The organism is Cohnella sp. (genome assembly GCF_041640265.1).
In the GTDB taxonomy this organism is placed as follows: Bacteria; Bacillota; Bacilli; order Paenibacillales; family Paenibacillaceae; genus Cohnella.
In genome coordinates this window covers 1-15,834 of record NZ_JBEQAP010000079.1, presented here as the reverse complement: position 1 = coordinate 15,834, position 15,834 = coordinate 1, and the positions used below count along the sequence as shown (strand labels likewise).

Sequence of the window (15,834 nt, the reverse complement as noted above, 5' to 3'; positions counted from 1 at the left end):
TATAATCTGGGACAACTGCAGCGCATTCACGCTATTTGTTTGTGTATGTAAGAAGAGGGCTTGAAACCAAAGGTGCAATGGGGTACGGCTGCCTTCAAATATTGTGCCTACGGTGAGGGAAGTTTGCAGATGGCATGATTTACACTCGTACAATGGCAATCTGCGGGTGGAAATGAGATAAGCAAGGGTGTGTTCGCAACGGGGGCAGCGAAAGCCATTCGGCCATTTTGCTTCAAAAAGTGCTTGAATACACTCATCCTCATTATCGGAATTGCAGCAGAAACTCTTAAAAGCAGCGTGATCTCTGTACATTCCAAATCACCCCTCCTCTCCGGCAACGGAACATTTGTTCCTATTTTATTTTAGCAAAAATATGTTCTTATTTCAAGTGAAAATGGTGAAAAAACTTTTATCTGAAGCGCTTATTTTTACTGGTTGCAATGCTGAGCGAAAGGGATATCGTCGTAAAGGGGCGGAGCGAGGTTGCTCTGAGCGAAGGGGATATCGTCGTAAGGGGGCGGGAGCGAGGTTGCTCTGAGTGAAGGGGATATCGTCGTAAAGGGGCAAGAAGTGGAACGTGGAAGAGGATGATCTGAGCGAAGGGGATACCGACAAAAAAGGAGCGGAGTACCGCTCCTGCTAATTACCTCCTGCAAGGCAGATAGCGATAATCAGTTGATCTGCCAGAACGTGAAATGATTTTTAGGCGTCCGCTAGCTGTGGATAACGTGTAAAAGATCGTTTCATTCCCTTCATCGCCGCCAGACATGACGGCCTTCACGTGTAGGCGGCTCGAGGTTTGGCTTATTACCTGCAATCGGACAACCCGATTGGGGACAGGACCGGGATCTGCAACAATTTCATAGAGACTGCCCCTGAAAAGGATGGGGTTCAAATTACACAGCATGATAACGCTGAGTCTACAGCTCCAATTGTTCTTGAAGTACGCTAACAGCTTAGCGCGGGTATTAAAACGTACCGGAAATTTCCTGTATTCGTCTCCTCGTATAAAGATAGACTGTCCACTTTGGGAAGATTCAAAAGCGGTTAGCCAAAGGCTCTCGGCTTGATTAATAAAGGCTTTAATTACTTTTACCGTAAAACTGGTTTTCAACACTTGGCATCCCTCCTTCTGCATCGTATGTGCAATAGGAGAGAATGCGAGGGTGGTTGTCCACCGGTCATGCGAGGGAATTGCGAAAAGGGTTTGGCTCTAGGCGGATTCCCACGGATTCAAATGAACCATGACCTCTACGACGTCGGGATCGTAATCCATGATTAACTTTTTGAGCTGCCGGCTGATGTCGTGTCCTTGTTGAATACTGTAATCGTGCGGGATGCCAACCCGGACGTCAACGATGATGTAGTGGCCATGCTCGCGCGCTCGTACCCGGTCGATTCTTTTGACATGCTCGGCAGTTCGAATTAACGCTTCGTAGTAGGCTAGCTTCTCGACGGAAACGTTTCGTTCCATAAGAATATCGACAGAATCCCGTCCGATCTCATAAGCGAGCTTAAGTACAAGGAGCGACACGATAATCCCTGCGATAGGGTCTCCGTAAGCAGCCCAATTCCAATTGAAACGATCGCCGACCAGTGCGATTCCAATGCCTAGTACAGCTGCCAAAGATGCGTAGACATCTGCCAAATGATCATACGCGGTAGCTAAAACGCTTTTGCTGCTTGTTGCTCTGCCTATACGAATTGTGTACATATATAAGGCTTGTTTCCAGATGAGAGAAAGGGCGGCTGCTCCTAGAGCAAGCCAGCTTTCTTCGCCTGGCGGCTCGAATAACGCGCCTACGGACTGAAGACAGATCCAGACGGCCGCGATGACTAGAATTACGGCGACGAATGCGGATGCAACGACTTCTGCTTTACCATGGCCGTAGGGATGATCGTCATCTGCGGGTTTCTTGGATACCATAGACGATGTTAACGCGGCCACAGTTGCAATGATATCGCCTGCATTGTGTACCCCATCGGCTAGAAGTACCGGACTAGCTAGAAGAAGTCCGGCGGCTACCTTCATAACTGTCAAGAGAATATTGCTGATTAAGCTGATCCATATTGCCGTCAAACCAGAATGATGCGTATCCGCCACAAAGATTGCCCCTTCAAAGAAAGTTTACCGAGCGCAAAAAACAAGACAGGCTTTCAACCCTAGGGTTGAAAGCCTGTTATCGTCCATGGACTTAGCTATAGATTTTATTTTCATGGGTGACAACCACCCTCTCCCGAGAATGCGCGGTTTTTTTGCCTCTTGATTCTAACACAGAGTGAGGCTTCTAAGCGAGTTTATTCGAATTTTTAGCACGCATAACAAATATATAACACATAAAGTAATGATAGTGTTAATTAATTAGCAGATTTTGATTAATTGGTGTAACTATTATTGACATGTAAATTGCGTAAGCATATGATTACAATAAAAACCCATCTGGGAGAGGGAGCCATTGGTACATGGGAATGATAAACGAAGTATCGGTTACTTCGCCTTCCTCTCTTTTCTATAATGAGATGTTTGACGGATCGCAAGTGCGCCGCCATTACGAAAAGGTTCATCAGATGCTCTCCCGCATGTCCATGGAAGATAGGATGTTGCGGCAGAGTCAGATGAACGGGCGATTGCTTGAAGAAGGTATTACGTTTACACTCTCGGACGGAGATCAAGCCAATGCGCTTGAGCGGACGATTCCCTTCGATCTGGTGCCCCGCATCATTCCGGCTGATGAATGGGAAATGATCGAGCAAGGTACAATTCAGCGTGTGAGAGCTTTGAATGCCTTCCTAGCAGACATTTATCACGAGCAATGTATTCTCAAGGATGGACTTGTTCCGCGTCGCATGGTTGTGGGGAACCGATACTTCCGAACGGAAATGATGAGGCTGCAAGTAGCCGGAGGAAATTATGTAACTACTTCTGGGATTGATTTGATCCGCGATGAGAAAGGCGATTATTTCGTCCTGGAAGATAACCTGCGCTCTCCCTCAGGATTTTCCTATGTTTTTAAGAGTCGCTCCATCATGACCCATGATTTCCCCGAGCTTTACTTCAATCATTCTGTTCGAGGGATCGACCGTACGCTGAATGACTTTCGTTCTGCGCTGCGCAACCTCGCACCAACAGACAGGGCGGAACCCGTTATTGCCCTGCTCACTCCGGGGAGCTTTAATTCCGCGTATTTCGAGCACACTTTTCTAGCGCAGCAAATAGGAATGGAGCTTGTCGAGGGGCGGGACTTGGTATGCGGTGACAATAAAATATATATACGCAAGCTAAACGGATTAAAAAGAGTTGATGTGCTTTACCGGCGTATCGATGATGATTACCTCGATCCCCTTGCTTTTCGTCCAGATTCCATGCTCGGTGTTGCGGGTTTGATGAATGCATACCGGTTCGGTAATATCACAATTGCGAATGCACCAGGTACAGGTGTAGCGGACGATAAGGCGATTTATACGTTCGTTCCGGAGATGATCAGATATTATCTGAACGAGCGACCGATTCTAAACAATGTGCCAACCTATCTCATGAGTCGTCCGGAAGAGCGGGAGTATGTTCTGGCGAGATTAGATGAAATGGTCGTTAAAGAAACGTCGTTATCCGGAGGGTATGGGATGCTGATTGGTCCTACCTCTACGGAGTGGGAACGTGAGCTGTTCGCTGCCAAAATCAGAGGAAACCCCGACAATTATATTGCCCAACCTACGATAAAGCTATCGACGGCTCCTGTAAGCGTTGAAGATCAGCTGGTTAATCGTCATATTGATTTACGTGTTTTCGCTTTGGCCGATGGACCTAACGTCCACGTGCTGCCGGGAGGCTTAACCCGAGTCGCTATGAGGGAGGGATCCTTGGTTGTGAATTCTTCGCAAGGCGGCGGCTGTAAGGATACTTGGGTTTTAGCGAAGTGAATGAGTCTGATTGCTGTCCATAAGGAGTGGGGCCTATGTTGGAGCGAATAGCAGAATCGTTATTCTGGATTGGCCGGTATACGGAGCGAGCGGAAAACCACGCGCGGTTGTTAGACGTATACTACCACCTGCGCGAGGATGGCAGCGGGAAGGCGGAGGCAGTCTGGAAACGGATTGCTGAAGCGATTGGGGATTGTGAGCTATATGAAGAGCGATATAAGGAATATAGGGAACGAGATGTACTGCACTTCCTAACCTTAGATGTGACGCAGGCTAACTCGATCCTTTCCTGTGTTATTCTAGCCCGTGACAATTTGAAGAAAATCCGGGAACAGCTGCCATCGGAGCTTTGGAATTTACTGAACAGCTTTTACCTTGAGCTCAAAGGGGTACAAATCGAGGAAGTGATGCAGCAATCGCCGCACCGCTTCTTCCAACGGCTGAAGGAAGGACTCGCGGCTTTTCAAGGTACGGCAGTCTCCATAGCGTTAAGGGATCAATCCTGGCATATGCTGGAGAGCGGGCGTCATCTAGAGAGATCGGAGAATGTGGTAAGACTTCTTCAATCGGTAAGCCAAGCGGCTCCGGAACTGCGCAAATCCTCGTACGCCTATACAATGGCTGTTCTGAAGTCTGTTGGCGGATATGAGGCGTTTCGGCGACTGGACCTTGAGGAATTTTCGCTGGAGGAAGTAGCGAGGTTTCTGGTGTTGCAGGAATCCTTTCCTCGCTCGGTCCATTTTGCTTTAGCGGGCTTCGAGCAGCATCTCAAGGCTATGAGAGGAGAGTCTAATAACTCCAGCTCAGCGCTGGAGCGGATGATCCGTTCTGCGGGGAAAGCTCGATCTGAGCTTGGCTGGCTTGATCGAAATGATATTACAATGGACACATTAAATACCGTCCTCGAACAGCTGTTGGGCACTAACCGGCAGCTGGGAGAGGCGGTTGCTAAGTACTTTTTTTCCCCTGGACGGGAGGTTATCGCATGAAGCTAGATATTTGTCACGTAACAAGATATCGTTACGACGCCTCGGTGACGGACAGTGTCAATGAAATTCGGTTAACGCCTCGTACAGATGAACGGCAGGCGTGTTACCAACATCGGCTCGTGATTGAACCGAATGTACAATTGCTCTCCTACGAGGATTATTTCGGCAATCGCGTTCATTCCTTTACGGCCAATGACCCGCACCGCGAACTAGTGATCACCTCCCATTCAACCGTCGTCACGCGCGATCGGGATGTAATCTGGAAGGCGGCTTGGGGATCGGAGGAGTCATGGAACAGGCTTCGCAGTGCTGATTTTATTGATGGTAATGCGGAATATTTATTGCCGACTTCTTATGCTTCCTTTCATCCGTCCGTCATCCATTTTGCATCGGGTATTGGGGGGGAGGATGATGGGGTTTTCGGATTTATCCGGAATGCGGCAACTGCGATCTATGAGGAATTCGAATATAAACCCCATTCTACTGGTGTGCATACGACGGCGGACGAGCTTATCGGAATCGGCACAGGGGTATGTCAAGATTTCGCTCACCTATTGCTTTCCGTATGCAGAATTCGGGGAGTGCCGGCAAGGTATGTGAGCGGATATCACTTTGTGGGCGATTTGCAGGGCAGAGACGCTGAGTTCGAGCAGGCATCGCATGCATGGGCGGAGGTGTACATTCCGGGTGTCGGCTGGCAGGGGATAGACCCTACGAACAATAATTTGATTGATTGGAGATATGTGAAGCTGGGGCATGGACGAGATTACACGGATATTGTGCCGGTCAAAGGGATCTATCGAGGAACCGCTGGCCAGACGTTACAGGTAACGGTGGATGTTCGGTTGGCCGAGACGGGTTAGTGTTTTGTCGCATGTTGGTGAAGGCGCTAATGGAGACGTGATTGTGATAATGTTCGGTTTTTTGGACATTGTTAATATTATTCATGCGTATAATAGGATTGGAAATAACCCAATAGCGAATATTAATAGTTAAAACTTATTGACATGTACGGATGAATGCGTTAATCTACGAGATGAAATAGTCTTTTTAAAAATTTTCGTCCATTCGTATATCCTCGGCAATATGGGCTGAGGGTCTCTACCAGGAACCTTAATTCCTGACTACGAAGGATGTGGGATCACCACACCCTTCGGCAGTCGGGATTTTTTTATTTCGATGGCTCCAAGGGTAATCCAGGAGGAGATGCTTATGAGCCATTATGATGTTATCGTGGTTGGAGCCGGCCCGGCTGGCATATTCACATGTTACGAATTGACTAGAAGATCACCTCAGTTGAAGGTGCTGCTAATCGATAAAGGGCATGATATTCGCAATCGCCACTGTCCCATTCTGGAAAATAAAATTGAGCTTTGTCCACCACCAGCGGGAAAGAAGGAATTCGCCGGATGCTTGCCAGCTTGCTCTATTACGGCAGGATTTGGCGGAGCAGGGACATACAGCGATGGTAAATTCAACATTACGACGGAGTTCGGCGGCTGGCTGACGGATTATCTCGCTCCTTCTCAAGTACTCGGATTGATCAAGTACGTAGATGAAGTTAACTTAGAGCATGGAGCAACACTGAATCTTACAGACCCAACAACTGAATTCGTTAGATCAATTGAGCATAGAGGCTACGCGGCGGGACTTAAGCTATTAAGAGCGCAGGTACGGCATCTAGGTACGGAGCAGAACCTGGAGATCTTGAAATCCATCTATACCTACCTGCAAAGCCGTATAGATATGCGATTTAAGACGGAGGTCGAGGATCTCTTGACGGTGAAGGACAGCGGCTCGCACAAGGTTCGCGGAATAACACTTAGAAATGGCGAGGAAATCGAGGCCGATTACGTTGTTGTCGCTCCGGGCCGGGATGGTTCGGCTTGGTTGAGCGAGGTGTTAAAGCGCAGACGTTTGGTTATGGTCAACAATCAGGTTGATGTAGGCGTGCGGGTAGAGACATCGGATGTCGTTATGCGAGAAATCAATGAGCACTTGTACGAAGGTAAATTTGTGTTCAATACATCGGTAGGTACACGGGTACGAACCTTCTGCAGTAACCCTTCGGGACACGTTGTTGTGGAAAATCACAGCGGTGTCATGGCGGCTAATGGGCATGCCTACAAAGATCCGGCCCTCGGCTCGGCGAATACGAACTTTGCGTTATTGGTCTCGCACAAATTCACGGATCCCTTTGACAAACCGAATGAATACGCGCGCGAAATATGCAAGAGAGCAAATGATCTATCGAGCGGCGGAGTCATTGTGCAGAAGTACGGAGATATCCTGCGGGGTCGTCGTTCTACGGGAGGGCGAATCAAAGAAGGATTTATAGAGCCAACCTTACGGGAAGCGGTCCCTGGCGACCTTGGGCTGGTGCTTCCGTACAATACGATGAAAAGCTTAATCGAGATGGTAGAAGCACTCGACAAGGTCACGCCGGGAATCGCCTCAGAGCACACCTTGTTTTATGGCGTTGAGGCGAAGTTTTACTCGGCGCGCCCTAAATTAAGCGAAACGTTAGAGACTGAAATCTCCGGTCTCTACTGCGGAGGCGACGGCGCGGGAGTGACCCGGGGGCTTGCCCAAGCTGGTGCTGCCGGTGTATGGATCGGTCGCGCGGTCGCTGAGAGGTTTATAGGCTGATATAAGTAAGGCCGGACAACAGAAAGGAAGCGATTAACATTGCGATAATGAGTGTTTAGCTCTCCTTGGAGATTTTCCGGAACGCTTCCAGGAATTGAGCGGCGGGATAAGCGCCCGACAGTGCATATTTCCCGTCAATAATGAAGAAGGGTACACCGGTAATCCCCATGCCCTTAGCGTTATCCATATCTTTCTGCACGGCTTCCAAGCCATGGCCTTCATCCAGAAGGCTAGTGATTTCCGCGGGATCCAGCTCTAGTTGTCGCCCGATATCAAGCAGAACCTCAAGCTTGGCGATATCCAAACCGTCTTCGAAGTAAGCCTTCATCACGCTGTCCACCCAAGCCTCCTGATGACCTTCGGGAAGGAGAGCAGTAATTCTGTGGGCAAGTACGGTATTCGGCATACGCTCGACCTGATCGAAGCGGAAGGTAAGTCCGACTCCAGCACCGGCCTCGGTTACACGTTGAAGCATCGGTCTGAGCCGTTCAGCTCCACCCATTTTTTTCTCCATCGCGCTATTGAAGGGCGTACCTTCCGGGGGAAGAGCGGGATCCAATTGATAAGCATGATAGCTGACAGGAATAGCTTGCCCCGTCTCTTCGTTCCAAGTCTCGAGCGCATCGCTCATATTTTTCTTGCCAATTCGGCACCAGGGACATACCATATCGGAATATACATCGATTCTCATCGGAATCACCTCAGCATCATGATTTTCATAACTGTAACTGTGATTATGACAGATATGACTGCGGCTTTCAATGTGCCGTTTCCGTCTGAGCATGATAAAATGGGAAAATGTGCATAACGCGGTAATGAGATGCCCCGACTAGGTCTTGGGGTCTGGCGTTCCGAGAATGGGGAAGAAACGGAGGATGCGGTATTAACCGCACTGAAAGCGGGTTATCGCGGTATCGATACCGCATCGATGTATAACCTCAGATTCATCACTTGGAGGATTTGATGGCATCCTGCCGGATCAAGCCGATGGTAAATCAAGTGGAGCTCCACCCGTTATTTACGCAGAAGAGGCTCTTGTCTTTCTGTCGTACGGAGGGGATTCAGGTACAATCGTGGCGTCCGCTCATGCAAGGGCGGCTTGATTTTACCGCTTATCGAGGAGCTGTCAGTCAAGTATGGCAAAACCCCGGCGCAAATCGTCCTTAGATGGCATCTGCAGCTTGGAATTGTAACGATTCCGAAATCTGTTCGCGAGGGGCGGATCCTCGAGAATGCTGATTTGTTCGACTTCGAACTGGAGCCTGAGGATATGAACCTAATCGACGGATTGAATCTCAATCAGCGCTTCGGCGCTGATCCAGACCATATTAATTTCTAGGATAACGGAAGCAAATGCGCGGAATGATAAGGAGTGACAGCGTCTCTTGACAGTCTCAACTGTAACTGATATTATTACAGTATCCACCAGGGAGGCGCTTCAATGAACAGTGAATTTGTAATAGCTGTCCACAGCCTTATACTCCTAGCGCATCGACCAGATGGTATGGCTTCAAGTGAAGAAATTGCGTCCAATGTTTGTACGAATCCGGTGCGTGTGCGCAAGGTAATGAGCTGTTTACGCAAAAATGGCTTCGTAGATACACGGGAAGGCTCCGGAGGCGGGTACAAGCTTTCCAGAGAACCGGATGGAATCACTTTGGCTAACATATACCGCGCTTTGGCAGCAGGCTCGCTTGCTCCTAGCTGGTGCAGCGGAGATCCGGAGATGGAATGCGTAGTTTCCTCTAACATGGGGGAGGTCATGAACTCTGTTTTTTGCGGGGCCGACCAACACCTTGAGCAGTATTTCGAGGCTATAACTATCGGACAGATGCTGTCCAAGCTTACGGCCAAGGGAAGAGCATAGGTAACAACGGTTTTGCTTGGGGTGGAGCGGGTATGGGTAAATGACGAATATCCGATCATCATAGGTTTTATACATTATTTAAATTGAATAGGAGAGATGTATCATGGCAGTTGTCGTAACGAAAGATAACTTCACTGAAAACGTAGCGCAAGGAGTATCCTTGCTGGATTTCTGGGCACCTTGGTGCGGACCTTGCAAAATGCAGCTTCCGATCGTAGAAGAGTTGTCCGAGGAATTGAAAGGCCAAGCAACGATTGCGAAGGTCAACGTTGACGAAGAGCCTGAGCTTGCCAGCCAATTTGGTGTAATGAGTATTCCGACCCTTATTTTGTTCAAGGACGGTCAGCCGGTTGATAAGCTCGTTGGTCTGCAAAGCAAGGACTCCCTCAAGAACAAAATCCAAAGCCATATGTAATAGGTGTACCGAAAAACACTGCAATCCATCTCTTGAGACGGATTGCAGTGTTTTTTTGTACCAAGAATCCATCAAAAGGGATTGAGAATAGCCTGCTCATAAAGGCGAGGTTAGCGCAAGACAGTAAAAAGCCTATGGAGCAGACAGAGGCTTTGACCGATCTCTCCAATCAGGTGAAGGCGATATCCCGGCAAGAAAGTGGACACAAAGTTCGCTGAGCTGCTGCTGGAGGAAATCCGTTCTATTCAAGCGAGTATAATCAACCTAAGTAATGAGTATGCTGCTCAACCGTAACCAAGTGCTAGCGGCATATAGGAACAGCAAAAAGCCTGCCAATCTGGCAGGCTTTTTGCTTTGGGTAAGTTGGACAGACTGGTGCAATTTTAACGGGAAAAGGAGACTCTAGATCGTCCACTGGCCGTGTACAACCGCGACTAGCTTCCAATCGTCGCCATGGGGAACGAATACGAGCACCAGACTTTGCCAATCCATGCCTTCATACTTCTTGTCTGTTCCGGGGAAATGGAACTCCACATAAGAAGAGTTCGGGTAAACTTCAGTACCATTGTATTCGGCATTGCCTAAGCCCAATATCTTGTTGGCGCTCACGTTTGGCGCATCGGCGAAATCACGGTTGTATACGAATTTATCATAATAATCCCGGAAGGTAAGCTTGATTGGATCTCCGCTTCCGTCAAAAGATCCCCACATAAGCTGGGTTGTATCCTTAAAGGCGGGAAGCTCCTCCGGTTTGAATATTAAGTCGGAATCTTTATTGATATAGGAATAAGGGGAGAACCTTAAGCCTAGTTCAGGGTCAATCCACTGTGCGAGAGACTTCAAATCTCTTTCGCGAAGAAGTTCAACAACCTCTTGGCCAATGTCCACAAGCGAATCATGTTGGTCAGGGGACGGTTCTGAGGGTTGAGTATCCTTCGGGGATTCTGCCGGACTGGCGGTTGGGGGCTCGACATTCTGAATATCACTTACGGTTACTCCGCCATTGTTGGTATTGACACTGCATCCAGCCAATATAAGAGCGAGAAAAGCCGCAGACAGCAACGGGTACATTCTTCGCATGATTCAGTCCTCCTTGAGGTGATGTAATCAGTTAGACGCAGAAAAAGCCAAGATGTTCCGTTGGAAAATACTGTGCGGGAAAAGTTTGGCGAGCGGGGTAAGATTTTCGTAATAAATACTTAATAAGTTGTTCCGATTCTCTTTAGCAAGGTGTTAGGAAAGAAGAGTATAATCTGGATATAAAGACGAGGTGGCTGGGGGTGCAAGTGTGGCGGTAACAACGGTGCTTGTCGCTGATGATGAGCGGGACATAACAGATGTTTGCAGAAGGTATCTGGAGCGGGAAGGATACACAGTGTTGGTTGCCAATGACGGCAATGAAGCGCTCGCGCTATGGGAAGCTCATCACCCTGAGCTTGTTATCCTTGACCTAATGATGCCCGGGAAGTCGGGCTGGGAGGTTTGTACCGCAATCCGTCATCAAGAGGAGGTGCCGATTATCATGCTGACTGCTCGTGGAGAGGAAAGCGATCGGATACTAGGGCTTACTCTCGGTGCAGATGACTATTTAACGAAGCCCTTCAGCCCTAGAGAGTTGGTGCTGCGGGCCAGAAATCTGCTTCGCCGTTCATTCCAACACCAGCACAATCGATCACCTGACATGAAACGCTTGGAATCTAATCCTTACACTCAGCAGGAACCCGAGAAGCATTTTGAAGGCTTATCTCTTTTTCCTTCTCAAAGAAGAGTAGCTATCCAAGGGCAGGATGTTGAGCTAACGGTTAAGGAATTTGATCTTCTCCACTGGTTCGTCCGCCATCCTGGGCAAGTATTCTCGCGCGGCCAGCTGTTAAGTCGTGTTTGGGAGATGGAGTTTGAAGGAGACACAACTACAGTTACTGTTCATATTCGCCGATTACGTGAAAAGATTGAGTTACAACCCTCAACGCCCCAATTTCTGAAGACCGTTTGGGGAATCGGCTATAAATTCGAAGGGCGACCTTTATGAAAATATTTTCCGTAAGACTACGTACTTATCTCCTTGTGGTGAATGCCATCAGTCTGGCAGTTATATTGGGCTTGCTGTTTTTTTGCTATAGTCGGATGTTGCTCGATGCGTCAACCTTCTTTTGGCTTGGGGGAGCTACCTTATTAGCGGGTGTGTTGTCGTTTGCCTTGCACTTTGCACTGATCCGTCCTTTGGAAAAATCCGTAATAAGTATAGGGAATGTATCCGAAGAAATTGCTTCCGGCTCACTAGGGAAGGAAGTACCGATCGTAGGTCCGACTGAATTTCGACAGCTTGCGGAGCAATTCAATACGATGAGCCGTAAGCTGAAGGGAAGCTTTGATCAAATCCAGCAGGCCGAAGCGTCCCGCCGCGAGCTGGTCGCCAATGTTGCCCATGATTTGCGGACCCCGCTCGCTTTACTGCAGTCTCATGCAGAGGCCATTCAGGATGGCCTCGTGCAGGACAAGGAGCATTTCCATAAATATTTACAAACAATCCGCGTAGAATCGATACGGCTAGGCGTATTAGTTAATGACTTGTTTGAGCTTTCTAGAATAGATGCTGGCGAGGAACCTTATTTTCCTCATAAGGTCGTTCTGGAGGACGTGTTGGTGCAAACACTGAATGCTTACGCGCCCAGTCTCGACAAAAAACGGCTTCAGGTCGAAGTTTCCTTGCCAGAGCCATCACCTATAGTTCTATCTATGGAAACGATGCTTCGCAGGATATTGGGAAATTTACTGGAGAACGCAATTCGTCATTCACCCGACCAGGGGACCCTTACATTATCTGCAGAAGTGCTCTCTCAAAACAAGCTGATTGTTCGGCTGCAAGACGAGGGAGAAGGTATTCTTTCAGAGGAAAGGGACAAGGTTTTTCAAAGATTTTATCGGACTGATCAGAGTCGAAAGCGTGATGGAAGCGGTTCTGGAATAGGTTTGGCCATCGCTCGCTCTCTTGTTGAGAGACAGGGCGGGCAGATTGGAGTGGAGGCAGCAGAGAGTGGCGGCAGCATCTTCTGGTTTACAGTACCAAGCGTGGAGTTAACTCATTCAAGGGGGAGCGTTCATGAGTAAACGCAAGCCAGGCTTTGGCAAGCAGCTAGCGGACTTGCATCGGTGGAATGGATGGATCGTGCTGATTTTGACGATAAGCGGACTATTGCTGGCTTGGGATGTCGTGCGGGGCTGGCTGAATGGCGAGGCACGCAATCCAATCAAACAGCTTCATATTATTTTGGGTGTCCTCTCCGGTGTGTTAATTTTACTCTATGTCCCGTTAATGAAGCGGCACTTAAAGCAAATTCGGCAACGGCCGAAGCAGAAAGGAAATTTAAGCTTTGTCATGGTACTGCTCGTGGGGTGGTTTCTCTCCGGTATCGTCCTGTGGCAAATAAGGCGGTTTCCCCCGGAGTGGGCTAACGGAGCTTTAATTGTGCATGACCTGCTGACTTGGATTGGTGTGCCTTATATCATTTATCATTCAGTCACCCGCATCCGTTGGATGAAGAAGCCAGAACGTCGGTCAATCAAGACATTTGAGGATCATACGGACAATAGTATCGCTTCAACCGTTGCGGCACATTCGAATAGAGAATTTTCTGAACCGACACCATGGATAAACCGCAAGCAGTTCCTCAAGTGGTCACTCGGTGCTGCGCTTGCTGTTGCTGCCGCCCCCTCTTTTTTTCGCTGGCTGACGACTTCAACGGGGGGTGCTTTGACCTCAACACCCGGGGGAATGAAGGATGTTTCGGACAATGCTAACCTAATGATACCCGATCCTACTCCGCTTCCAGATTCGGTGAATGTTGTGGGTGGAGGGGCAAAAGGTTATTTTCGAGTATACACGGTTACTCCCTTGCCGACCTTCGACTCCAAGACATGGAGCTTTACGATAGACGGATTAGTGGATAAACCATCCCTTTGGAATTGGGAGCAGTTTATCGGCATGGCCAGGACGGTTCAAGTCAGTGATTTTCACTGCGTAACGGGCTGGTCGGTATACAAAAATACATGGGAGGGCATTCCGCTCTCCACGCTTCTGAGGCAAGCTGGGCTGAAGTCGAATGCGAGGTTCGTTAAATTTTACTCCGGCGACGAAGTTTACACGGATACACTAACTTTAGAGCAAGCAAACATGGATGATGTTATGGTTGCGGTTCTGCATGATGGGAAGCCGATCCATCGCGATTACGGAGGTCCCGTGCGGTTAATTGTTCCGCAAATGTACGCTTACAAATCCGTTAAGTGGCTGGATCGGATCGAGCTCATTGATAAGGATCACATTGGTTACTGGGAAGTAAGGGGCTACGACACCGATGCATGGGTGAAAACTTAATGCTTGGATTTCGCGGTCATTGGGGAAGGTTAATGTAGAGGGACATTTAGAGGCAATTGCGAGCAAACAGCCCAAACGGCTAGTCGCAAGGATTAGCCGTTTGAGATTTCTTTAGCAATGGCGCCGCACGGCAACTTAGCCGCCTATCCAGGCGGCTTAATCTGTTTCTTTCTTGATTGTCGGAACAGGAGCCACGGTCTTCGTTCTTTCCAATGTATCGTTGACGTACGCCATATCTTGATTTTTAGCCTTCATATGCGTTGTTCCTTTGTAATTTCCTTTGTGCGATTTATTCTCCATTGGATTCCCTCCTTCCTGGGACATCACCTTTTGCCGACCGAACGCGACACAAGTGTCGCTAAATCGATCGCATCCTACAGCCGTAATTGTGCGCAATCCACTTGAACGTTATCCACTGGGAGGTTAACCATCATGAATTTCACCGAGACTAAACAACGCCGCCGGTACTTGTTTTTGGGATTGTTCATTGTCATTGCTTTAGCTTGTATAGCGGCATGCTCGGCAGTCGAGCCGGGTGTTACCTCATCTCCAACTCTGTCTCCTGCTCCAACAAGTGCCGCTGGGGAAAAGACCGCCGCTTCCGTTTGGTTGGACAAGGCTCGAGGCGCGGCTAAGGGTATGAACAAATATGGCTTTGAGCTGCAGATGAACCAGAAGCTTACGGGGACTAGGGAAGCCAATAATGCCATTGTAAAAATCGACATGATTGGCCGAGCAGAACGGAATCCGCTAAAGCTTGACCAAACGATTAATAGTGAAATTGATGGAGAAACATCGAAGCTTCGTTCGATCGTTGTGCCAGACGCCTATTACATGTACTTACCTGAAATCGAGGAATGGAGCAAGCTTTCCAAGGATGTCTCGGAGGAGAATATCAAGACACTTTCTGATTTTCAAGTGAACCCTGAGAAAGCTCTCGAAGATATCCAAGCGCTGGGGAGTTCCTTCCAAGCTGTGCAAACGGGAGATGTCATTACCCTTCGATATGAAGGTGTTGGTCCTGAAGCAAAAGTATTTTTAGCCGGAATACTGGAGAGTACGATGGGCTTATCCGGAATGGAGACGACAATCCAAGAGAGTATCGACCTAACGAGACTAAAGGTTATTTTAACCCTAGACGCTCATAAGCACTGGCCTTTGTCTTATCGCATTGAATCGGATATGTCGATTGAGTTTGAGCCTGGGCAGAAATCAGCGGTGCTTCAGACGCTCGCAGGCACTTACAGTAAACATAATACTTCTACTGCTGTAACCGTTCCTAAAGATGCTCAAAATGCGATAGACCCCGATAAAATGGAGGAGGAGTTGGATTTGGGCGAGCTTGAGGGCGGCAGCTGATTAATCCGTTTTTGAGTAACCCGGCGCGGTCCCGCAATAGGTGGTTGCTGCTCTTAATAACGATATCCCTTTGGCTCAGAAGCTTTGAATGGTGTTTTATCCTTTAAGATTTCGATTGTCAGATGGGCAAATAAGCTCCTCCCTCAGTATGATGAGTTTATCTCACGTATGCTCGCTTATTCGCAGGATTTCAGATAACTTGGATAAGCTTTGAATGGGGTATAGGGATAGTAACCATAAGTGACAAGGGGTTGGTGCAGTTAAT

Annotated in this window: 16 protein-coding genes, 1 pseudogene and 1 riboswitch; of the genes and pseudogenes, 11 read left to right on the top strand and 6 right to left on the bottom strand. The window is 48.4% G+C overall.

Annotation, left to right across the window (positions count from 1 at the left end; all coding sequences use genetic code 11):
• From ACESLK_RS28625 to ACESLK_RS28615, 3 genes are all read right to left on the bottom strand, one after another.
• On the bottom strand, positions 1-312 hold a 312-nt coding region (locus tag ACESLK_RS28625), incomplete at its 3' end, for a transposase (RefSeq protein ID WP_373233233.1).
• A gap of 331 nt (positions 313-643) precedes the next feature.
• A complete protein-coding gene (locus ACESLK_RS28620; RefSeq protein WP_373233232.1) occupies positions 644-1,117 on the bottom strand; it encodes a DL-endopeptidase inhibitor IseA family protein in 474 nt (157 codons plus the stop codon).
• A gap of 96 nt (positions 1,118-1,213) precedes the next feature.
• Positions 1,214-2,104 (bottom strand): cation diffusion facilitator family transporter, encoded by an 891-nt coding sequence (locus ACESLK_RS28615; RefSeq protein ID WP_373233231.1) that lies wholly within the window; start codon positions 2,102-2,104, stop codon positions 1,214-1,216.
• A 359-nt stretch (positions 2,105-2,463) separates the two neighbouring features.
• On the opposite strand from ACESLK_RS28615, the gene ACESLK_RS28610 reads away from it, so the two are divergent.
• The 4 genes from ACESLK_RS28610 to ACESLK_RS28595 all read left to right on the top strand — a co-directional run bounded on the left by ACESLK_RS28610 (position 2,464) and on the right by ACESLK_RS28595 (position 7,556).
• Positions 2,464-3,918, top strand: a complete 1,455-nt coding sequence (locus ACESLK_RS28610) for a circularly permuted type 2 ATP-grasp protein (protein ID WP_373233230.1) — start codon at positions 2,464-2,466, stop codon at positions 3,916-3,918.
• 35 nt (positions 3,919-3,953) lie between these two features.
• Positions 3,954-4,907: an alpha-E domain-containing protein gene (locus tag ACESLK_RS28605; protein ID WP_373233229.1), complete on the top strand. Its 954-nt coding sequence runs from the start codon at positions 3,954-3,956 to the stop codon at positions 4,905-4,907.
• Positions 4,904-5,770: a transglutaminase family protein gene (locus ACESLK_RS28600; protein ID WP_373233228.1), complete on the top strand. Its 867-nt coding sequence runs from the start codon at positions 4,904-4,906 to the stop codon at positions 5,768-5,770. The genes ACESLK_RS28605 and ACESLK_RS28600 overlap by 4 nt, the downstream gene beginning before the upstream one ends.
• 185 nt (positions 5,771-5,955) lie before the next feature.
• Positions 5,956-6,054: riboswitch (purine riboswitch) on the top strand.
• A gap of 65 nt (positions 6,055-6,119) precedes the next feature.
• The gene (locus ACESLK_RS28595) at positions 6,120-7,556 is read left to right on the top strand and encodes an NAD(P)/FAD-dependent oxidoreductase (RefSeq protein ID WP_373233227.1); all 1,437 of its coding nucleotides are present in this window, start codon (positions 6,120-6,122) and stop codon (positions 7,554-7,556) included.
• Between the two features lie 55 nt (positions 7,557-7,611).
• Here ACESLK_RS28595 and ACESLK_RS28590 read toward each other — a convergent pair whose 3' ends face one another.
• Positions 7,612-8,340, bottom strand: a complete 729-nt coding sequence (locus ACESLK_RS28590; RefSeq protein ID WP_373233226.1) for a DsbA family oxidoreductase — start codon at positions 8,338-8,340, stop codon at positions 7,612-7,614.
• A gap of 36 nt (positions 8,341-8,376) precedes the next feature.
• Here ACESLK_RS28590 and ACESLK_RS28585 point away from each other — a divergent pair.
• From ACESLK_RS28585 to trxA, 3 genes and pseudogenes are all read left to right on the top strand, one after another.
• Positions 8,377-8,895, top strand: a pseudogene (locus ACESLK_RS28585) (aldo/keto reductase).
• Positions 8,896-8,997: 102 nt separating this feature from the next.
• Positions 8,998-9,423 carry an RrF2 family transcriptional regulator gene (locus ACESLK_RS28580; RefSeq protein ID WP_373233225.1) on the top strand — a complete coding sequence of 142 codons (426 nt, stop codon included), beginning with the start codon at positions 8,998-9,000 and terminating at the stop codon, positions 9,421-9,423.
• Between the two features lie 103 nt (positions 9,424-9,526).
• Entirely contained in the window at positions 9,527-9,838 is a 312-nt protein-coding gene (gene trxA, locus ACESLK_RS28575; protein WP_373233224.1) for a thioredoxin, read from the top strand.
• A gap of 402 nt (positions 9,839-10,240) precedes the next feature.
• Here trxA and ACESLK_RS28570 read toward each other — a convergent pair whose 3' ends face one another.
• A complete protein-coding gene (locus tag ACESLK_RS28570) occupies positions 10,241-10,918 on the bottom strand; it encodes a hypothetical protein (protein WP_373233223.1) in 678 nt (225 codons plus the stop codon).
• A gap of 208 nt (positions 10,919-11,126) precedes the next feature.
• Here ACESLK_RS28570 and ACESLK_RS28565 point away from each other — a divergent pair, with 208 nt between their 5' ends.
• From ACESLK_RS28565 to ACESLK_RS28555, 3 genes are read left to right on the top strand one after another with little or no spacing between them, the layout of a single operon-like run.
• Positions 11,127-11,867 (top strand): response regulator transcription factor, encoded by a 741-nt coding sequence (locus ACESLK_RS28565; RefSeq protein WP_373233222.1) that lies wholly within the window; start codon positions 11,127-11,129, stop codon positions 11,865-11,867.
• Positions 11,864-12,946: a sensor histidine kinase gene (locus tag ACESLK_RS28560; protein ID WP_373233220.1), complete on the top strand. Its 1,083-nt coding sequence runs from the start codon at positions 11,864-11,866 to the stop codon at positions 12,944-12,946. Before ACESLK_RS28565 ends, ACESLK_RS28560 begins: the two co-directional genes overlap by 4 nt.
• Complete coding sequence (locus ACESLK_RS28555; RefSeq protein ID WP_373233219.1) at positions 12,939-14,210, top strand: molybdopterin-dependent oxidoreductase; 1,272 nt, start codon at positions 12,939-12,941, stop codon at positions 14,208-14,210. The genes ACESLK_RS28560 and ACESLK_RS28555 overlap by 8 nt, the downstream gene beginning before the upstream one ends.
• A gap of 156 nt (positions 14,211-14,366) precedes the next feature.
• On the opposite strand, the gene ACESLK_RS28550 is transcribed toward ACESLK_RS28555, so the two are convergent.
• A complete protein-coding gene (locus ACESLK_RS28550) occupies positions 14,367-14,510 on the bottom strand; it encodes a hypothetical protein (protein ID WP_373233218.1) in 144 nt (47 codons plus the stop codon).
• Between the two features lie 132 nt (positions 14,511-14,642).
• On the opposite strand from ACESLK_RS28550, the gene ACESLK_RS28545 reads away from it, so the two are divergent.
• Positions 14,643-15,569 carry a DUF6612 family protein gene (locus ACESLK_RS28545; protein ID WP_373233217.1) on the top strand — a complete coding sequence of 309 codons (927 nt, stop codon included), beginning with the start codon at positions 14,643-14,645 and terminating at the stop codon, positions 15,567-15,569.
• Positions 15,570-15,834: the final 265 nt, after the last annotated feature.

Coding starts and splice junctions, on each gene's coding strand:
- ACESLK_RS28590 (WP_373233226.1), bottom strand. CDS start 8,340: ATGCTCAGACGGAAACGGCACATTGAAAGCCGCAGTCATATCTGTCAT.
- ACESLK_RS28580 (WP_373233225.1), top strand. CDS start 8,998: ATGAACAGTGAATTTGTAATAGCTGTCCACAGCCTTATACTCCTAGCG.
- ACESLK_RS28610 (WP_373233230.1), top strand. CDS start 2,464: ATGGGAATGATAAACGAAGTATCGGTTACTTCGCCTTCCTCTCTTTTC.
- ACESLK_RS28550 (WP_373233218.1), bottom strand. CDS start 14,510: ATGGAGAATAAATCGCACAAAGGAAATTACAAAGGAACAACGCATATG.
- ACESLK_RS28560 (WP_373233220.1), top strand. CDS start 11,864: ATGAAAATATTTTCCGTAAGACTACGTACTTATCTCCTTGTGGTGAAT.
- ACESLK_RS28605 (WP_373233229.1), top strand. CDS start 3,954: ATGTTGGAGCGAATAGCAGAATCGTTATTCTGGATTGGCCGGTATACG.
- ACESLK_RS28545 (WP_373233217.1), top strand. CDS start 14,643: ATGAATTTCACCGAGACTAAACAACGCCGCCGGTACTTGTTTTTGGGA.
- trxA (WP_373233224.1), top strand. CDS start 9,527: ATGGCAGTTGTCGTAACGAAAGATAACTTCACTGAAAACGTAGCGCAA.
- ACESLK_RS28570 (WP_373233223.1), bottom strand. CDS start 10,918: ATGCGAAGAATGTACCCGTTGCTGTCTGCGGCTTTTCTCGCTCTTATA.
- ACESLK_RS28555 (WP_373233219.1), top strand. CDS start 12,939: ATGAGTAAACGCAAGCCAGGCTTTGGCAAGCAGCTAGCGGACTTGCAT.
- ACESLK_RS28595 (WP_373233227.1), top strand. CDS start 6,120: ATGAGCCATTATGATGTTATCGTGGTTGGAGCCGGCCCGGCTGGCATA.
- ACESLK_RS28600 (WP_373233228.1), top strand. CDS start 4,904: ATGAAGCTAGATATTTGTCACGTAACAAGATATCGTTACGACGCCTCG.